The sequence below is a fragment of the Streptomyces sp. NPDC045678 genome, from assembly GCF_056432085.1.
In genome coordinates, this window is sequence record NZ_JBWKJS010000001.1 from 1,074,669 (window position 1) to 1,091,702 (window position 17,034).

Below are 17,034 nucleotides of genomic sequence, written 5' to 3' on the forward strand. Positions count from 1 at the left end.
CGGGACATCAGCCCCGCAGCGCCAGCGCCTGCCCCGCCACCACGAGCAGCACATGTTCGCACTCGGCGGCGAACAGGGTGTTCAGGCGGCCCAGTTCGTCCCGGTAGCGGCGGCCCGACGCGGTCGCCGGGACGATTCCGGAGCCGACCTCGTTCGAGACGGCGACCACCGTGCGCCGGGTCGCCCGCACCGCATCCGCGAGTTCGACGACCCGCCGCCGCAGCTCCCGCTCACCGCCGCCCGCCCACTCGTCGTCGTCCCACGCCTTCACCTCGTCCATGACGTGGGTCAGCCACAGCGACAGACAGTCGACGAGCAGCGGGGGACCGTCCTCGGCGAGCAGCGGGACGAGGTCGCAGGTCTCCGTCGTACGCCAGGAACCGGGCCGGCGCTCGCGGTGCACGCTCACCCGCCGCGCCCACTCGGTGTCACCGTTCCTGGTCCCGCCCGTCGCCACGTACAGCACCTCGGGGAAGGCCTCCAGGCGCCGCTCGGCCTCCACCGACTTGCCCGAACGCGCGCCCCCGAGAACCAGCGTCCGGCGCGGTACGTCCGGTACGTCCTCGTAGGCGCCGATCACCAGCGTCGACCCGTCCGGCACGGCCCGCGCCCCCGCGGCGGCCAGACGGCGCGTCAGTTCCGGTCCTTGCGGCGCCTCGTGGCCGATGTGCACCGCGATCACGTCGGTGGTGGGCCCGACGGCCCCGGCCGCCCGCAGCCGGGCAAGACCGTCGGGACGCCCCAGGACGTCGGCGACGACCATCTCGTACGGGGACCGCGTGCCGCGTCCCTGCCCTGCCCCGTTCCCCTCGCCGAGCCCGGCGGGCGCCCCGCCCGGCGGCAGGTACAGCAGCCGCTCCCCGTCGGGACCCGTCACTTCGTACCCGGAACCCGGCGCGTCCAGCGCCACCGTGCGCACCCGGTGCCCGGTGAGCAGCGCGAGCTCCCGCCCGTCGGCGACCCGCCCCGGCTGCGGCAGCCCCGCCGGCACCTCGACGGCGGGCCCGTCGTGCGGATGGGAGAGGAGCACCTGGCGCACCCCGCCGAGCGAGTGCCCGGCGCGGGCGGCCGCGAAGGCGGCTCCGGGGGTGAGGTCGAGCAGCAGGACGCCGTCCACGAGGAGCGCGGTGGCGGCGCGCGCCGCGGGACCGAGCGCGGTCGCGCACGCCGCGCAGGGGCAGTCGGGGAGCGGCAGTCCGCCGGGGGCGCCGGTGCCGAGCAGAGTCAGTTCCACACGAAGATCCTCCCGCGTCGCGTCGAGAGCCGCGCGCCCGGCTAGGCTTCCAAAGGATTCAGGCGGTTCACACACCGCCACGGAACCTTCGGGAGGCTGACATGGCGGCATGGACGTGGCGGTTCGAGAAGGCGGACGGGACGGAGGTCCAGCCCGCGGTGCAGCCCGAGGAGTTCACCACCCAGGGCGACGCCGAGTCCTGGGTCGGTGAGTACTGGAAGGCGCTGGCCGAGGGCGGCGCCGACCAGGTGACCCTCTTCGAAGACACGCGTGAGATCTACGGACCGATGAGCCTGCACATGGAGGGCGCGGAGGAGTCCGAGGACGCCTCCGCCTGACGGGCGCGCGTACGACGGGAGGCGGCGGCCGGGCCACGGCCGCCGCCTCCCGCATGCGCGGGGCCGTCGCGGGCAGTCGTTGGGGGTGGCCGTCGCGGGCAGCCGTTGCGGCTAGATCTCCCCGAGGGTGACATCGGCCGTCTTCTCGGCCCCGTCCCGCACGTACGTGACCTTCGCCTTCTGGCCCGGCTTGTCCGAGGCGAGCGCCTCGGAGAGCGAGTTGATGGTGGTGATCCCGTCGTCGCCGAGCCGCGTGATGATGTCGCCGGCCCTCAGGCCCGCCTTCGCCGCGGCGCCGCCCTCGGACGCCTCGACGACGGCCACGCCCGCGGGCCGGTAGTCGTCGCCGAGGACGGTGCGGCCCGTGATGCCGAGCGCCGCCCGGCCCGAGTCGGTGACCTTGCCGCTCTTGACGATCTGGTCGGCGACGGTCTTCACCATCGACGACGGGATCGCGAACCCGATGCCGGGAGCGGCACTGTCACCCATCTGCGGATCGCTCGCGGCGAGCGTGGGGATGCCGATGACCTTCCCGTCGAGGTCGACGAGCGCGCCGCCGCTGTTGCCCGGGTTGATCGCGGCGGAGGTCTGCACCATGTTGGCGATCGTGGCCCCGGTCCCGCCGCCCGAACGTCCCTCGCTGACGGTGCGCCCGGTCGCCGACACGATGCCCTGCGTGACGCTGGAGGACAGGCCGAGCGGGGAGCCCATGGCCAGCACGATCTGCCCGACCTCGGCCCGTGCGGAGTCGCCGAACTCCGCGGCCTTCAGTCCGTCCGGCACGTCGCTCAGCTTGATGACGGCGAGGTCCTGCTCCGGGTAGGAGGCGACCAGGTCGGCGGTGAGCGCCTGCTCGCCGGTCGCCGTCGTCACCTTGAAGCGCTTCTCCTTGCCCACGACGTGGGCGTTGGTGACGATGTGCCCCTTGTCGTCGTAGACCACCCCGGAGCCCAGGCCTTCGGAGGCGTCGATCTGGACGACGGACGGCAGGACGTCCTTGATCACCTTCTGGTAGTCGTCCTGGAGATCGCTCGCGGCGGCCGGTGCGGCCTGCGTGGTGGACCTGCCGGAGTCGCCGGAACCGGAGGAGGCGCAGCCGCCCACGAGGGCCAGAGCGGCGAGGGCGGCGACACACGCCCCGGAGGCGGGGGCGATGCGGGAAGCAGGAGCGGTACGGGAGAAAGTGGCGATACGGGAGGCAGTCATGCCCCGAGTGTCGGATTTGTCGTCCGGGGTCGCCCTGAATTAGGGGGCCGAACAGGCGTCACCGGCACCGAGTAACACACTCCGGTGCCGGCATCGGCCCTCAGCAAGCCCCCAGCCCCCAGCCCGCTGCCCGCTAGTCCCGCACTCCGCAGAGGTGCAGCAACGCGGCCACCCGCCGGTACGGATCGGTCCGCCCCGCCCGCTCCTCCGCGGCGAGCAGCCCCTCCAACTCCCACTCCGGAGGCAGCGCCGCACCGTCGGCCACGGTGTCCGTGAAGACCCGCACGCCGTACCAGGCCTGAAGCGGCGCCGCGATCCCCGCCAGCGCGGAGGTCAGCGCGTCGAGCCGGTCCGCGCGGGCGTCGATCCCGAGCCGGTTGCGGTACGTCACGGAGTCGAACGCGGCGAGCGCCCCCGACCAGTCCCCGGCGAGCCCCGGCCGCATGGCCAGCGCCTCCGCGTTGCGCACGAGCAGCGAGAGCAGCCCGCCCGGCGCCAGCATCCGGGCGAGCCCGGCGAGGAGCGCGTCGGGCTCCTCCACGTACATCAGTACGCCGTGGCAGAGCACGACATCGAAGCTGCCGGGCAGGAAGTGCACCCCGGTCTGGTGCCCGTCGCCCTCGACGATCCGCACCCGCCCCTGAATGCCCTCGGGCTCGTCGGCGAGCGCCGCGCGGGCCGCCGCGATCATGGCGGAGTCCTGCTCGACGCCCGTCACCTTGTGACCGGCGCGGGCGAGCCGCAGCGCCTGAGTGCCCTGGCCCATGCCGACGTCGAGCACGCGGAGCCGCTGCCCCACGGGGAAGCGCCCGATTATCTGCTCGTCGAGCTGGCGCGCCACCAACTCCTGGCGAACGGCGTTGCGCAGGCCGCCCAGCTTCTCCAGCCAGGCCCCGGCCCCGCCGGTGAATCCGCTCAGGGCCGCTCTCCGCGCTTGACCTGCGGCTTCGGCAGGCGAAGCCGACGCATCTGGAGCGTACGCATCAGGCCGTAGGCGACGGCGCCCTTCTTGTTCTCGTTCGGGAAGCGCTCGTTCAGGCGCTTCTTCAGGCGGAACGCGGTGGCGATCGAGTCGACGATGATCAGGACGATCACGAAGAGCCAGGCCAGCAGCGCGACATTCTGCAGCTGAGGCACCTGGACGATGCTCAGGACGAGAATGATCACCGCGAGGGGCAGGAAGAACTCGGCGATGCAGAAGCGCGAGTCCACGAAGTCGCGCGCGAACTTGCGCACGGGACCCTTGTCACGAGCGGGCAGGAACCGCTCGTCGCCGCTCGCCATCGCCTCGCGCTGCTTCGCCATCTGCGTGCGGCGCTCGTCGCGCTGCCGCTTGGCGGCCTCCTTGCGCGTCGTCGGCGTGTTGGTCACGCTGCGGCGCTGGGACTGGGCCATGGCGCGCTTGGGGGTGGGGCGGCCCTTGGGGGCCTGCGGGTCACGGGGCTGGTTGGAGTCGGTCACCGGCGCCTGAACAGCCGGGGCCTTCTCTTCCTTGGATCGGCTACGGAACACAAAATCCAAGGGTACGGGGTGCGGGGACATGGACGTCCGCCCGGAGGGGAACGATCCGGCAACGCCGGGCGTCTTGATTACGTGCCCAATGGGACGTAGCAGGCGGTAAGCGCCCGGTTCGGCGGCTCCCGCTCCTCCTTCCCGGGGGTTCCCGGGGCCTTCCCGGGACCGGGTCCCAGGGGTGCACCTACTCCTTACGCCGGAGCGGTGCGGGACGCAGTCGTCCTTGGGGATGAGCGCATCCGCACGCGAACAGTGCGGTAATGGATGCAGGGCCCGTACTGTGGGTTCTGAGCAGTACCTGGAGCTGGAAGTCCGTCAGAAGGGGGCGCGCGAAGCCCATGAGCGGTGTCATGAAGCGTATGGGGATGATCTTCCGCGCGAAGGCGAACAAGGCCCTGGACCGGGCCGAGGACCCGCGCGAAACCCTCGATTACTCGTACCAGAAGCAGCTGGAGCTGTTGCAGAAGGTGCGCCGCGGCGTCGCCGACGTGGCGACGTCCCGCAAGCGTCTCGAACTGCAGCTGACCCAGCTCCAGAAGCAGTCCTCGACCCTCGAGGACCAGGGCCGCAAGGCGCTGGCGCTCGGCCGCGAGGACCTGGCCCGCGAGGCCCTGTCGCGCCGTGCGGCGCTCCAGCAGCAGGTGACGGACCTGGAGACGCAGCACCAGACCCTTCAGGGCGAGGAGGAGAAGCTCACCCTCGCGGCGCAGCGGCTCCAGGCCAAGGTCGACGCCTTCCGCACCAAGAAGGAGACGATCAAGGCCACGTACACCGCGGCGCAGGCGCAGACCCGCATCGGCGAGGCCTTCTCGGGCATCTCCGAGGAGATGGGCGACGTCGGCATGGCGATCCAGCGCGCCGAGGACAAGACCGCGCAGCTCCAGGCGCGGGCCGGCGCGATCGACGAACTGCTCGCCTCCGGGGCCCTCGACGACTCCTCCGGACTGGCCAAGGACGACATCCAGTCCGAGCTGGACCGGCTCTCCGGTGGTACAGATGTAGAGCTGGAGCTGCAGCGCATGAAGGCGGAACTCGCCGGAGGCTCCAGTGGCGGGCAGCAGGCGATCGAGGGCGGTCAGGGCCAGTCCCAGCCGCACTCCCAGCAGCCCCAGGACACACCGCGCTTCGACAAGCAGTAGCCCTACGCACGTCCTGAGGAGGACGACATGATCGTACGGATCATGGGGGAGGGGCAGGTGAAGCTGGCGGACGGCCACTTCGCCGAACTGAACAAGCTGGACGACGAGCTGCTCGAAGAGATGGAGAGCGGCGACGAGCCCGCCTTCCGCCGCACGCTCCACGCCCTCCTGGACAAGGTCCGGGAACTGGGCTCCCCCCTCCCGGACGACGCCCTGGAACCCTCCCAACTCATCCTCCCGTCCCCGGACGCAACCCTCTCCGAGGTCCAGGCCATGCTGACGAACGAGGGCTTGATCCCAGGCTGACCACCCCAGCACGGACACAGCCACGGTGGCGCAGCCCAGGGGCACGAGGAACGACGCGCCAAGCCCCCACCGCCCCGCACGGGCGGGCGCAGCCACAGGGGCGCAGCCCAGGGGGCGCGGGGAACGGCGCGCTCAGCCACAGCGATCCCGCGGACGGGGGCGCAGCCCAGGGGCGCGAGGAACTGCGCGCCAAGCCCCCACAACCCCGCACGGGCGGGCGCAGCCACAGGGGCGCAGCCCAGGGGGCGCGGGGAACGGCGCGCTCAGCCACAGCGATCCCGCGGACGAGGGCGCAGCCCAGGGGCGCGGGGAACTGCGCAAAACCCCCACCCCCCACCGGCCCGAGGTCAACGCACAACCGAGATTCCGCCCAAGGCCCCCCGCCGGCCCCCGTAACGTGAGCACGTGACCACACTCGTACGAGGCCGAGGCTGGGCCAGAACACACCCCCTCGCGGTGGACGCCGCGCTCGCCACCGCCGTCCTCGTCTGCATGGTCGTCGGCTCGTTCGCCGAGCCGAACGGAGAGCACGGCCCCACCTGGGGCACCCGCACCCCCGACGCCCCCAGCCTCGTCCTGATGGTGCTCGGCGCGCTCGCCCTCGTCTTCCGCCGCCGCGCCCCCTGGAGCGTGCTCGCCGCGACCTGCGCCGCGGCCATCGTGGAGCTGCTCACCGGCCAGCCCCGCGCCCCCGTCGTGATGTGCGCGGTCATCGCGCTGTTCACCGTCGCCGCCCGCACGGACCGCTCCACGACCTGGCGGATCGGCCTGGTCACGATGACGGGCCTCACCGGCGTCGCGATGCTCTCGGGCGGCCCCCTGCCCTGGTACGCGCAGGAAAACCTCGGCATCTTCGCCTGGACCGGCATGGCCGCCGCCGCGGGCGACGCCGTGCGCAGCCGCCGCGCGTTCGTCGACGCCATAAGGGAGCGCGCCGAGCGCGCGGAACGTACGAGGGAGGAAGAGGCCCGGCGCCGCGTAGCCGAGGAACGGCTGCGGATCGCCCGCGACCTGCACGACGTGGTCGCCCACCACATCGCCCTGGTCAACGTGCAGGCCGGCGTCGCCGCGCACGTCATGGACCGGCGGCCCGACCAGGCCAAGGAAGCCCTCGCGCACGTACGGGACGCCAGCCGCTCCGCACTCAACGAACTCCGCGCCACCGTGGGCCTGTTGCGGCAGACCGGCGACCCGGAGGCCCCCACCGAGCCCGCCCCGGGCCTGCACCGCCTCGACGAACTCGTCGACACGTTCCGCAACGCGGGCCTGCCCGTGGAGCTCGCCCTCGGCCAGGTCGGCCTGGAGCTCCCGGCGGCCGTCGACCTCGCCGCGTTCCGGATCATCCAGGAGGCCCTGACCAATGTGCAGAAGCACGCAGGGCAGGACGCCAAGGCAGAGGTGAGCGTCGTCCGCGTCGGCCCGAACGTCGAGGTCACCGTCATCGACGACGGTCCCGGCCACGGCAAGGGCGACGGACCCAACACCGACGGCGGCGGCCACGGCCTGCTCGGCATGCGCGAACGCGTCACCGCCCTCGGCGGCAGCTGCTCCGCGGGGCCCCGCTACGGAGGCGGCTTCCGCGTCCATGCGATCCTGCCCGTCACCACGGTAAAGGGAGGGACCGAGTGACGATCCGCGTACTGCTCGCCGACGACCAGGCGCTGCTGCGCAGCGCGTTCAAGGTGCTCGTCGACTCCGAGTCCGACATGGAGGTGGTCGGCGAGGCGTCCGACGGGGCGGAGGCGGTCGGGCTCGCCAAGTCGGAGCGCGCCGACGTGGTCCTGATGGACATCCGGATGCCCGGCACCGACGGACTCGCCGCCACCCGCATGATCAGCGCGGACCCCTCCCTGGCCCACGTCCGCGTGGTGATGCTGACGACCTTCGAGGTCGACGAGTACGTGGTGCAGTCGCTGCGCGCGGGCGCCTCCGGGTTCCTCGGCAAGGGAGCGGAGCCCGACGAACTGCTCGGCGCCATCCGCATCGCGGCGGCCGGCGAGGCGTTGCTGTCACCGGTCGCCACCAAGGGGCTCATCGCCAAGTTCCTCGCGCAGGGCGAGGGGCAGGACGGTGACGGTCCCGCGCGCGGCGAGCGGCTCGACGCGCTCACCGGACGCGAGCGCGAGGTCCTCGTGCAGGTCGCGGGCGGCCACTCGAACGACGAGATCGCCGAGCGCCTCGAAGTCAGCCCGCTCACCGTGAAGACCCACGTGAACCGGGCGATGGCGAAGCTCGGCGCACGCGACCGGGCTCAACTCGTCGTCATTGCGTACGAATCGGGCCTGGTGCGTCCAAGGGTGGAGTGACGCGTGGGGCGGCGTACTGCGGGCGCAGTATGCGTGGCCTATGAAATGGTCCTCTGAGCGGGGCGTCGCGTACCGGCCATGGCCGAGAGTGTGAGGGCGGGCGAAGCTTGCCGCAGGCACCCACTTTCCGGAACCCGGCCGTGGCCGTCGCCATGACCCTGCCCGGCTGCCTGTCCGGCCTCGTCCGCCCCTGCCGCGCACGCCACAGAGAGAGACCACCATGTCCTGGCTGTCCAGGTTCAGCCTTGCCCAACGGGCACTCGTAGGGCTGATGTCGATCATCGCGATCGTCTTCGGCGCCATCGCGATACCGCAGCTCAAGCAGCAGCTGCTGCCCTCCATCGAACTGCCCATGGTGTCCGTGCTCGCCCCTTATCAGGGCGCGTCTCCCGATGTGGTCGAGAAGCAGGTCGTCGAGCCGCTCGAGAACACCATCGACGCGGTCGACGGCATCACCGGCATCACCTCCACGGCGAGCGAGGGCAACGCCGTGATCATGGCCTCGTTCGACTACGGCAACGGCTCCAAGCAGCTCGTCGCCGACGTCCAGCAGGCCGTGAACCGCGCTCGCGCCGAACTCCCCGACGACGTCGACCCGCAGGTCGTCGCGGGCTCCACCGACGACATCCCGACCGTCGTCCTGTCCGTCACCTCCGACAAGGACCAGCAGGCCCTCGCCGACCAGCTGGACCGCACCGTCGTGCCGTCCCTCAAGGACATCGACGGCGTCGGACAGGTCACCGTCGACGGCGTGCGCGACCTCCAGGTCGACGTCACACCCGACGACCGGAAGCTGGCGAAGGCGGGTCTCACCCCGGCCGCGCTCGGCAAGGCGCTCCAGGCGGGCGGCGCCACCCTGCCCGCGGGCTCCTTCGACGAGGCGGGCAAGAACCGGGCCGTGCAGGTCGGCGGCGGCTACACCTCGCTGCGGCAGATCGAGAACCTGCGGGTCGTGCCCGAGGCCGCGCCCGGCGAGCGGGCCGGCAAGCCGGTGCGGCTCGGCGACGTCGCCACGGTCGAGCAGAAGCCGTCCACCGCGACGTCGATCACGCGCACCGACGGCGAGCCGAGCCTCGCGGTCGCCGTCACCATGGACCACGACGGCAGCGCCGTCGCCATCTCCGACGCGGTCAAGGACAAGCTGCCCGACCTGCGCAAGGACCTGGGCTCCGGCGCGACCCTGACCGTCACGAGCGACCAGGGCCCGGCCGTCGCCAAGTCCATCGAGGGCCTCACCACGGAGGGCGCGCTCGGCCTGGTCTTCGCGGTCGTCGTCATCCTGGTCTTCCTGGCGTCGATCCGCTCGACGCTGGTCACCGCGGTCTCCATCCCGCTCTCCGTCGTGCTCGCCCTGATCGTCCTGTGGACCCGCGACCTCTCCCTCAACATGCTCACGCTCGGCGCGCTGACCATCGCGATCGGCCGCGTCGTCGACGACTCGATCGTGGTCCTGGAGAACATCAAGCGCCACCTCGGCTACGGCGAGGAGCGCGAGCAGGCGATCCTGAAGGCGGTCCGTGAGGTGGCGGGCGCGGTCACGTCCTCCACCCTCACCACGGTCGCGGTGTTCCTCCCCATCGGCCTGGTCGGCGGCATGGTGGGCGAGCTCTTCGGCTCGTTCTCGCTGACGGTCACGGCGGCGCTCCTCGCCTCCCTGCTCGTCTCGCTCACCGTCGTGCCGGTCCTCTCGTACTGGTTCCTGCGCGTCCCGAAGGCGATCCAGGGCGTGGACCCGGAGGAGGCCCGCCGCAAGGCGGAGGAGAAGGAGAGCCGCAGCAGGCTCCAGCGGATGTACGTCCCCGTCCTGCGCTTCGCGACGCGCCGCCGCCTCACGAGCCTCGGCATCGCGCTGGTGATCCTGGTCGGCACGTTCGGCATGGCGCCGCTCCTGAAGACGAACTTCTTCGACCAGGGAGAGCAGGAAGTCCTCACCATCAAGCAGGAGCTGAAGCCCGGCACGAGCCTGTCGGCGTCGGACGCCGCGGCGAAGAAGGTCGAGAAGATGCTCTCCGGCATCGACGAGATCAAGGACTACCAGGTCACCGTCGGCTCCTCCGGCTTCATGGCGGCGTTGGGCGGCGGCACGGACACGAACCAGGCCTCGTACACCCTCACGCTCAAGGACAAGTCCTCGTACGACACGACGCAGGACCTCGTCGAGCAGGAACTCGGCAAGCTCTCCGGGATCGGCAGGACCACCGTCTCCGCGGGTGACGGCTTCGCCAACCAGGACCTGAGCGTCGTGGTGAAGGCCGCCGACGCGAAGGTGCTGCGCGAGGCCTCCGACGACGTGCGGGACGAGGTCGCGAAGCTCGACGACGTCACCGACGTCCAGAGCGACCTGGCGCAGAGCGTTCCGCGCATCTCGGTCAGGGCCAACGCGAAGGCGGCCGCGGCGGGATTTGACGACACCACCCTCGGCCAGGCCGTCGCCCAGTCGGTACGCGGCACCACCAGCGGCAAGGCGATCCTCGACGACACCGAGCGCGACGTCGTGATCAAGTCGCCGAAGCCGGCGAAGACCCTCGGCCAACTGAGGAACCTGACCCTGCGCCCCGGCGTGCGGCTCGGCGACATCGCCGACGTCCGACTGGTCGACGGACCGGTCTCGATGACCCGCATCGACGGCGCCCGCGCGGCGACGATCACGGCGAAGCCGACCGGGGACAACACGGGTGCGGTCAGCGCGGACCTCACCAAGAGGCTCGACGCGCTGAAGCTCCCCGACGGCGCGACGGCCTCGATCGGCGGCGTTTCCGAGGACCAGGACGAGGCGTTCGCCAAGCTGGGCCTCGCGATGCTCGCGGCCGTGGCGATCGTCTTCATGCTGCTGGTCGCGACGTTCCGCTCGCTGGTCCAGCCGCTGATCCTGCTGGTCTCCATCCCGTTCGCGGCAACGGGTGCGATCGGTCTCCTGGTCGCCACGGACACGCCGATGGGCGTCCCGGCGATGATCGGCATGCTGATGCTCATCGGCATCGTGGTCACGAACGCGATCGTGCTGATCGACCTCATCAACCAGTACCGCGGGCAGGGCTACGGAACGGTCGAGGCGGTCATCGAGGGCGGCCGCCACAGGCTCCGCCCGATCCTCATGACGGCCCTGGCGACGATCTTCGCCCTCCTCCCGATGGCCCTGGGCATCACGGGCGAGGGCGGCTTCATAGCCCAGCCGTTGGCGGTGGTGGTGATCGGCGGCCTGATCACCTCTACGCTCCTCACGCTCCTCCTGGTCCCGACGCTGTACGCGATGGTGGAACTCCGCAAGGACCGCAGGCGCGCGAAGCGCGAGGCAAAGCGAGAGCAGAAGGCGGCCCCCCGCCCCACGGACACCCCCACCCCGGAGCCGTCCCAGCCCTGAAAACCGGGCAAGCCCGCAACCCGGATGGGCGACCCCTTCAAAAGAAGGGACCGCCCATCCGTCTCCACCACGCCGACTGCCATAGCGACGAACTGCCATCGCGGGATGCGCCGGGTCGCCCTAAGGGGCGCGGGGAACGGCGCGAGCAACCACGACGCGCCCGCACCCGACAGCGGCCAACTGTCATCGCGGGACGCACCGGAAAGCAGCCCGAACCCGAAGGTGAAGGTGAGGCCGTAACCCACGTACAACCGGTCGCCCAGAACCCCCCGCACCGCTCCCGCCGCCCCGGCGAGCAACGGGCCCCGCCTGCCGTACCGGTCGGACAGCGGCCCGAAGACGAGATGTCCCGCCGTCATCCCGGCGAGGAACGCGGTCAGCGTGAGCTGCACCCCGGACGCGTCGGTGCCGAACTCCTCCGCCATGCGCGGAAAAGCGGACAGATACATGTCGGTCGACAGCGGACCGACGAACGAGAGCAGGCACAGAAGAAGGGGGGGAGGTCCGGACGACGGCCGGGAGAAGCGGGAGAAGTACGCGATGTACGCGAAGTACTGAAGAAGCACCCGACGTACCGAAGGTGCGCCAGGAGCCTAGAACGCCGTAAGGGGCACCTGCAATAGCAGGCGCCCCTTACGCCGAGGTCAAGCCCGCACTGGCGAGGCCAAGACCGCCGCCCTACGGCAGCGCCAGCATCCGCTCCAGCGCCAGCTTCGCGAACTGCTCGGTCTCCCGGTCCACCTCGATCTGGTTGACGAGCTTGCCGTCCGCGAGGGACTCCAGCGTCCAGACCAGGTGCGGCAGGTCGATCCGGTTCATGGTCGAGCAGAAGCAGACCGTCTTGTCGAGGAAGACGATCTCCTTGTCCTCCGCGGCGAAACGGTTCGCCAGCCGCCGCACGAGGTTCAGCTCGGTGCCGATCGCCCACTTGGAGCCGGCGGGCGCCGCCTCCAGGGTCTGGATGATGTGCTCCGTGGAACCCACGTAGTCCGCCGCGGCGACGACCTCGTGCTTGCACTCCGGGTGCACCAGCACGTTCACGCCGGGAATGCGCGCCCGGACGTCCTCCACGCTCTCCAGCGAGAAACGCCCGTGCACGGAGCAGTGCCCGCGCCACAGGATCATCTTCGCGTCACGCAGCTGCTCGACGGTCAGGCCGCCGCCCGGCTTGTGCGGGTTGTAGACGACGCAGTCGTCCAGCGAGAGGCCCATGTCCCGCACCGCCGTGTTGCGGCCCAGGTGCTGGTCGGGCAGGAACAGGATCTTCTCGCCCTGCTCGAAGGCCCACTCCAGCGCGCGCTTGGCGTTGGACGACGTACAGATCGTGCCGCCGTGCTTGCCCGTGAACGCCTTGATGTCGGCCGAGGAGTTCATGTACGAGACGGGCACGACCTGCTCGGCGATCCCGGCCTCGGTCAGCACGTCCCAGCACTCGGCGACCTGCTCGGCGGTGGCCATGTCGGCCATCGAGCAGCCGGCGGCCAGGTCGGGCAGCACGACCTTCTGGTCGTCCGTCGTCAGGATGTCCGCGGACTCGGCCATGAAGTGCACACCGCAGAAGACGATGTACTCGGCGTCGGGCCGCGCGGCCGCGTCACGCGCCAGCTTGAAGGAGTCACCGGTGACGTCCGCGAACTGGATGACCTCGTCGCGCTGGTAGTGGTGACCCAGCACGAAGACCTTGTCCCCGAGCCTCTCCTTGGCGGCGCGGGCGCGCTCGACCAGGTCCGGGTCGGAGGGGGACGGCAGATCGCCGGGGCACTCCACGCCACGCTCGCTCCTGGGGTCGGCCTCGCGGCCGAGGAGCAGCAGGGCGAGGGGCGTGGGCTGTACATCGAGGGTCACGCTGTCCGCGCGGGACTGGGCGGTGGTCACAACACGCACCCTTTCTGACTCTGCAGACGATTCTTTTCGTCTAACTGACGTTATCTATCATAACCGCTTTGTGTCAGCTTGACGATGGCCATAGTGTCGATGTGACGCATTCGCCGTCCGGCGGCCCGCTGTTCCCCGCCGCGCCATGTGCGAGCATGAAGGGGTAAGACGTAAGCGCTCGGCCCGGAATGAATCCGCGGCCCCGCCGGTTGCAACCGTCGGCAAGCAGTCTCCGTACAACCCGGGAGAGAAGCAGATGTCCGTATCGGACGAGACCACCACCGTGAGCGACGGCATCCTCCTGTCGGACGCCGCCGCGGCCAAGGTGAAGGGCCTGCTGGAGCAGGAGGGCCGGGACGACCTGGCGCTGCGCGTCGCCGTTCAGCCCGGCGGCTGCTCGGGCCTGCGCTACCAGCTGTTCTTCGACGAGCGCTCGCTCGACGGCGACGTCGTCAAGGACTTCGACGGCGTGAAGGTCGTCACGGACCGGATGAGCGCTCCCTACCTGGGCGGCGCCTCCATCGACTTCGTGGACACCATCGAGAAGCAGGGCTTCACGATCGACAACCCCAACGCCACGGGCTCCTGCGCCTGTGGCGACTCCTTCAGCTGAGGCTGCGAGGCACCCACGTCGAAGGCGGCGGCCCCCTGAGATTCCAGGGGGCCGCCGCCTTCGTGTGTACCGCCCGCGGTGCGGGAACCGGCGCGTTACTTCCGCCGGACCGTGTCGCCCGCGGAGTCCACGACCTTGCGGTCGCCCAGCGGCTTGTCCAGGGTGACCTTCTTCTTGAGCTCCTTGGCCATCATGATGCAGACGTCACCGCTCTTGCCGGTCTCGGTGACCGTGACCTTCACGCGGTCGCCGCCCTCCTGTGCCCACGCGGAGTACTCACTGCACGCGCTGCCCCAGAAGTGCACGGTCAGCGTCTTGCCGTCGGCGTTGTAGGACGTCAGGCGCGTCTTGTCCGTGCCGCCGCCCTGATCGCCGCCGTCACCCTTGTCGCCCGGCTGCTTCGTGGGCGTAGGGGTGCCCGGCGTGCTCGGCGATGTCAGGTACTCGGGCGCGACCGCCGGGTGCGTCACCGTGGACGTGTCCTGCGCGCCCTGCGGCTTCACGTCGAACAGCCAGGACGGTACGAGGGTCTGCTTGCCGTCCACGAAGTGCGTCGCGAGGCCGAACGTGGCGCCGCTGACGGCGACCGGCTGCGGCTTCGGCGCCTCGGGCGAGGGCTCGCAGGGCGCCTGCTTCGCGCCGCTGCCGCCCTCGTTCTTCGTCGCGTCGTCGGCGTGCGGCACCGGAGTCGCGCAGCCGCCGATGCCGACGCGGCCGTCGCCGCCCGACTCGTTCAGCCGGTCCAGGGCCTCCTGGGCGCCGATGACCGGGTACTTCGCGCCCTTTTCCGGCGCCTTCAACTGGCCGCTGCCGCCGACCACTTCGCCGCCCGCGCCGACCTGGATGCCGGTCGACCAGCCGTACGTCGGCAGGCCGTCCACCTTCGGGTCGGCGTTCACCACCCGTACGGCGCCCATCAGCTGGCTCGCGTCCAGCTTCGCGTCGTCCTGGCCGAGGGCCTTCAGGACGGGTGCCGCGGCGTCCTTGGCCGCCTGCTCGCCGACCGCGTCGCCCGTCTCGCCGTTGGGCGCGGTGGAGGTGCTGGAACAGGGCTTGCCGCGGGAGCAGTTGTCGGTGCCGCCCGTGCCGTGCCCCGCGTAGGTCCAGGTGCCGGGCGCCTGCTTGTTCACCTGCAGCGAGGGCCCGGAACCGTCGTTGGAGTGCCCCACCCTCCAGGTGCCGTCCTGCGACGTCGGCGTCCCGTCCACACCCAGCGCCTCGGCGAGCCTGCTCACCTCGGCAGCGGTGACCTCGCCGCGTGCGTGGTAGACCGCAGCGGACTCAGGCCCTTGGGGCAGCTTGGTGGTCGCCCTGTACCGCACGCCGTTCGGGTCGGGCTCGCCGGGCGCGATGCCGTTGGAGTCCCCGGTGCCGCCGGTACCGCTCTTGCCGTCGCCCTGTCGGTCGGCGGCCGGATAGCCGTCCAGGGCGAGGGGCGGCGGATTGCCGCCGTCCCCCGCGGGTGCCCCGTCACTGCCGCCGTTGCCGCCACCGCCGGACGCGGACGCCGCGAAGTACGCCCCACCGCCGCCGACCAGCAGCACGGTGGCCGCGACCGAGGCGACGGCCAGGCGGGACCGCCGCCGCTGCGGCTCGGACGCCTCTTGATCGGATCGCTCGGTGCTCACCGCATCGCTCCTTCGACTGCACTGCTGTCCCGGACATCCCACAGGTGACTGCCACCGGCGGGCTTCGTCGTATCCCAGTTCCCCTTTACGGGGGACGGCGATGGGACGCAGTAGGGGAGCGCTCGGTTCCCTTCGGCGCGCGCCGGGACCCTGCGATCAGTCTCCCTCAGCCTCCGTACGCCGACATTTCGCCGATCAGGCGCGCGGAGGAGGGCGGGACGGTGATGCCGTGGATCAGCGAGGGCGGCACGGGGGCGGCCGTGGCGGCGGCGGGCACCGCCCAGTGCGGTGCCATGCGGGCACAGTCGCCGCGCAGCGACTCCATGGTCTCGGCGGCCTCCGCGGTGGACGCGGCGCGATGCTTCAGGACGACATCCTTCGGGATAACGGTCATAACGGCACCGTATGCATCCGGACGCTCACGAAAAAAGCCCTACTATCGGGTAGTTTTGGCACTTCAGGCGGGGTGCCTCGACCCGGTAGCGTGAACTGTCAATCCTCGCCTCTCCTCCACAGGAGCACCCAGCCGTGCGTATCGCAGTCACCGGCTCCATCGCCACCGACCACCTGATGACCTTCCCCGGCCGCTTCGCCGACCAGCTGGTCGCCGATCAGTTGCACACGGTCTCCCTCTCCTTCCTCGTCGACGCCCTCGATGTGCGCAGGGGCGGTGTCGCCGCCAACATCACCTTCGGCATGGGGCAGCTCGGCACCCGCCCGATCCTGGTCGGGGCCGCAGGCTCCGACTTCGACGAGTACCGCGCCTGGCTCGACCGGCACGGCGTGGACACGGCCTCGGTCCGCATCTCCGAGACGCTGCACACCGCGCGCTTCGTCTGCACCACGGACGCCGACCACAACCAGATCGGCTCCTTCTACACGGGCGCGATGAGCGAGGCCCGCCTCATCGAACTGAAGACCGTCGCGGACCGCGTGGGCGGCCTCGACCTCGTCTCGATCGGCGCCGACGACCCCGAGGCGATGCTCCGCCACACCGAGGAGTGCCGCTCCCGCGACATCCCGTTCGCCGCGGACTTCTCGCAGCAGATCGCGCGCATGGAGGGCGAGGAGATCCGCACGCTCCTCGACGGAGCGACGTACCTCTTCTCCAACGAGTACGAGAAGGGGCTCATCGAGTCCAAGACGGGCTGGACCGACGCCGAGATCCTCTCGCGGGTCGGCCACCGCGTGACGACCCTCGGCGCGAACGGCGTCCGCATCGAGTCCGCCGGCAAGGACCCGATCGAGGTCGGCGTCCCCGAGGAGGAGGCGAAGGTCGAGCCGACCGGCGTCGGCGACGCGTTCCGCGCGGGCTTCCTCTCGGGCCTCGCCTGGGGCGTCTCCCACGAGCGTGCGGCGCAGGTCGGCTGCATGCTCGCCACCCTGGTCATCGAGACCGTCGGCACGCAGGAGTACGAGCTGCGCCGCAGCAACTTCATGGACCGCTTCACCAAGGCGTACGGCCACGAGGCCGCCGCCGAGGTCAAGCCGCACCTGGCCTAGCGCCCAGCCG

15 protein-coding genes and 1 pseudogene are annotated in these 17,034 nt (G+C 71.1%); 8 read left to right on the forward strand and 8 right to left on the reverse strand.

Going from position 1 to position 17,034, the window contains the following annotated elements; translation table 11 throughout:
- Positions 1–7: 7 nt before the first annotated feature.
- Entirely contained in the window at positions 8–1,234 is a 1,227-nt protein-coding gene (locus AC07DO_RS04715) for a bifunctional adenosylcobinamide kinase/adenosylcobinamide-phosphate guanylyltransferase (RefSeq protein WP_479057053.1), read from the reverse strand.
- A gap of 101 nt (positions 1,235–1,335) precedes the next feature.
- On the opposite strand from AC07DO_RS04715, the gene AC07DO_RS04720 reads away from it, so the two are divergent.
- Positions 1,336–1,572: a hypothetical protein gene (locus tag AC07DO_RS04720; protein ID WP_268770792.1), complete on the forward strand. Its 237-nt coding sequence runs from the start codon at positions 1,336–1,338 to the stop codon at positions 1,570–1,572.
- Between the two features lie 111 nt (positions 1,573–1,683).
- On the opposite strand, the gene AC07DO_RS04725 is transcribed toward AC07DO_RS04720, so the two are convergent.
- The 3 genes from AC07DO_RS04725 to AC07DO_RS04735 all read right to left on the reverse strand — a co-directional run bounded on the left by AC07DO_RS04725 (position 1,684) and on the right by AC07DO_RS04735 (position 4,320).
- Positions 1,684–2,778: a S1C family serine protease gene (locus AC07DO_RS04725; RefSeq protein WP_479057054.1), complete on the reverse strand. Its 1,095-nt coding sequence runs from the start codon at positions 2,776–2,778 to the stop codon at positions 1,684–1,686.
- A gap of 133 nt (positions 2,779–2,911) precedes the next feature.
- A complete protein-coding gene (locus AC07DO_RS04730; protein ID WP_479057055.1) occupies positions 2,912–3,619 on the reverse strand; it encodes a class I SAM-dependent methyltransferase in 708 nt (235 codons plus the stop codon).
- A 74-nt stretch (positions 3,620–3,693) separates the two neighbouring features.
- A complete protein-coding gene (locus tag AC07DO_RS04735; RefSeq protein ID WP_479057056.1) occupies positions 3,694–4,320 on the reverse strand; it encodes a DUF3043 domain-containing protein in 627 nt (208 codons plus the stop codon).
- A 311-nt stretch (positions 4,321–4,631) separates the two neighbouring features.
- On the opposite strand from AC07DO_RS04735, the gene AC07DO_RS04740 reads away from it, so the two are divergent.
- The 5 genes from AC07DO_RS04740 (at position 4,632) to AC07DO_RS04760 (ending at position 11,405) form a co-directional block, all read left to right on the forward strand.
- Positions 4,632–5,432 carry a PspA/IM30 family protein gene (locus AC07DO_RS04740; protein WP_479057057.1) on the forward strand — a complete coding sequence of 267 codons (801 nt, stop codon included), beginning with the start codon at positions 4,632–4,634 and terminating at the stop codon, positions 5,430–5,432.
- A gap of 27 nt (positions 5,433–5,459) precedes the next feature.
- Positions 5,460–5,738 (forward strand): PspA-associated protein PspAA, encoded by a 279-nt coding sequence (gene pspAA, locus AC07DO_RS04745; protein ID WP_479057059.1) that lies wholly within the window; start codon positions 5,460–5,462, stop codon positions 5,736–5,738.
- A 405-nt stretch (positions 5,739–6,143) separates the two neighbouring features.
- The gene (locus AC07DO_RS04750) at positions 6,144–7,367 is read left to right on the forward strand and encodes a sensor histidine kinase (RefSeq protein ID WP_479057060.1); all 1,224 of its coding nucleotides are present in this window, start codon (positions 6,144–6,146) and stop codon (positions 7,365–7,367) included.
- Positions 7,364–8,044 carry a response regulator gene (locus AC07DO_RS04755; RefSeq protein ID WP_479057062.1) on the forward strand — a complete coding sequence of 227 codons (681 nt, stop codon included), beginning with the start codon at positions 7,364–7,366 and terminating at the stop codon, positions 8,042–8,044. Before AC07DO_RS04750 ends, AC07DO_RS04755 begins: the two co-directional genes overlap by 4 nt.
- 220 nt (positions 8,045–8,264) lie before the next feature.
- Positions 8,265–11,405 (forward strand): efflux RND transporter permease subunit, encoded by a 3,141-nt coding sequence (locus tag AC07DO_RS04760; protein ID WP_479057064.1) that lies wholly within the window; start codon positions 8,265–8,267, stop codon positions 11,403–11,405.
- Between the two features lie 326 nt (positions 11,406–11,731).
- Here the strand turns inward: AC07DO_RS04760 and AC07DO_RS04765 are convergent.
- Both AC07DO_RS04765 and nadA read right to left on the reverse strand, forming a co-directional pair.
- Positions 11,732–11,854 (reverse strand): annotated as a pseudogene (locus tag AC07DO_RS04765) (Bcr/CflA family drug resistance efflux transporter); the annotation flags it as partial.
- Positions 11,855–12,083: 229 nt separating this feature from the next.
- Positions 12,084–13,289: a quinolinate synthase NadA gene (gene nadA, locus AC07DO_RS04770; RefSeq protein ID WP_479057066.1), complete on the reverse strand. Its 1,206-nt coding sequence runs from the start codon at positions 13,287–13,289 to the stop codon at positions 12,084–12,086.
- Positions 13,290–13,536: 247 nt separating this feature from the next.
- Here nadA and AC07DO_RS04775 point away from each other — a divergent pair, with 247 nt between their 5' ends.
- Positions 13,537–13,893: a HesB/IscA family protein gene (locus tag AC07DO_RS04775; RefSeq protein ID WP_030933606.1), complete on the forward strand. Its 357-nt coding sequence runs from the start codon at positions 13,537–13,539 to the stop codon at positions 13,891–13,893.
- Between the two features lie 95 nt (positions 13,894–13,988).
- Here the strand turns inward: AC07DO_RS04775 and AC07DO_RS04780 are convergent, their stop codons facing one another.
- Together AC07DO_RS04780 and AC07DO_RS04785 are read right to left on the reverse strand one after the other, a co-directional pair.
- Positions 13,989–15,521, reverse strand: a complete 1,533-nt coding sequence (locus AC07DO_RS04780; protein ID WP_479057068.1) for a hypothetical protein — start codon at positions 15,519–15,521, stop codon at positions 13,989–13,991.
- A 166-nt stretch (positions 15,522–15,687) separates the two neighbouring features.
- Positions 15,688–15,915: a hypothetical protein gene (locus AC07DO_RS04785; RefSeq protein ID WP_479057555.1), complete on the reverse strand. Its 228-nt coding sequence runs from the start codon at positions 15,913–15,915 to the stop codon at positions 15,688–15,690.
- Positions 15,916–16,049: 134 nt separating this feature from the next.
- Between AC07DO_RS04785 and AC07DO_RS04790 the strand changes: the two genes are divergently transcribed.
- Positions 16,050–17,024, forward strand: a complete 975-nt coding sequence (locus tag AC07DO_RS04790; RefSeq protein WP_399535161.1) for a carbohydrate kinase family protein — start codon at positions 16,050–16,052, stop codon at positions 17,022–17,024.
- The last annotated feature ends 10 nt before the right edge of the window (positions 17,025–17,034 follow it).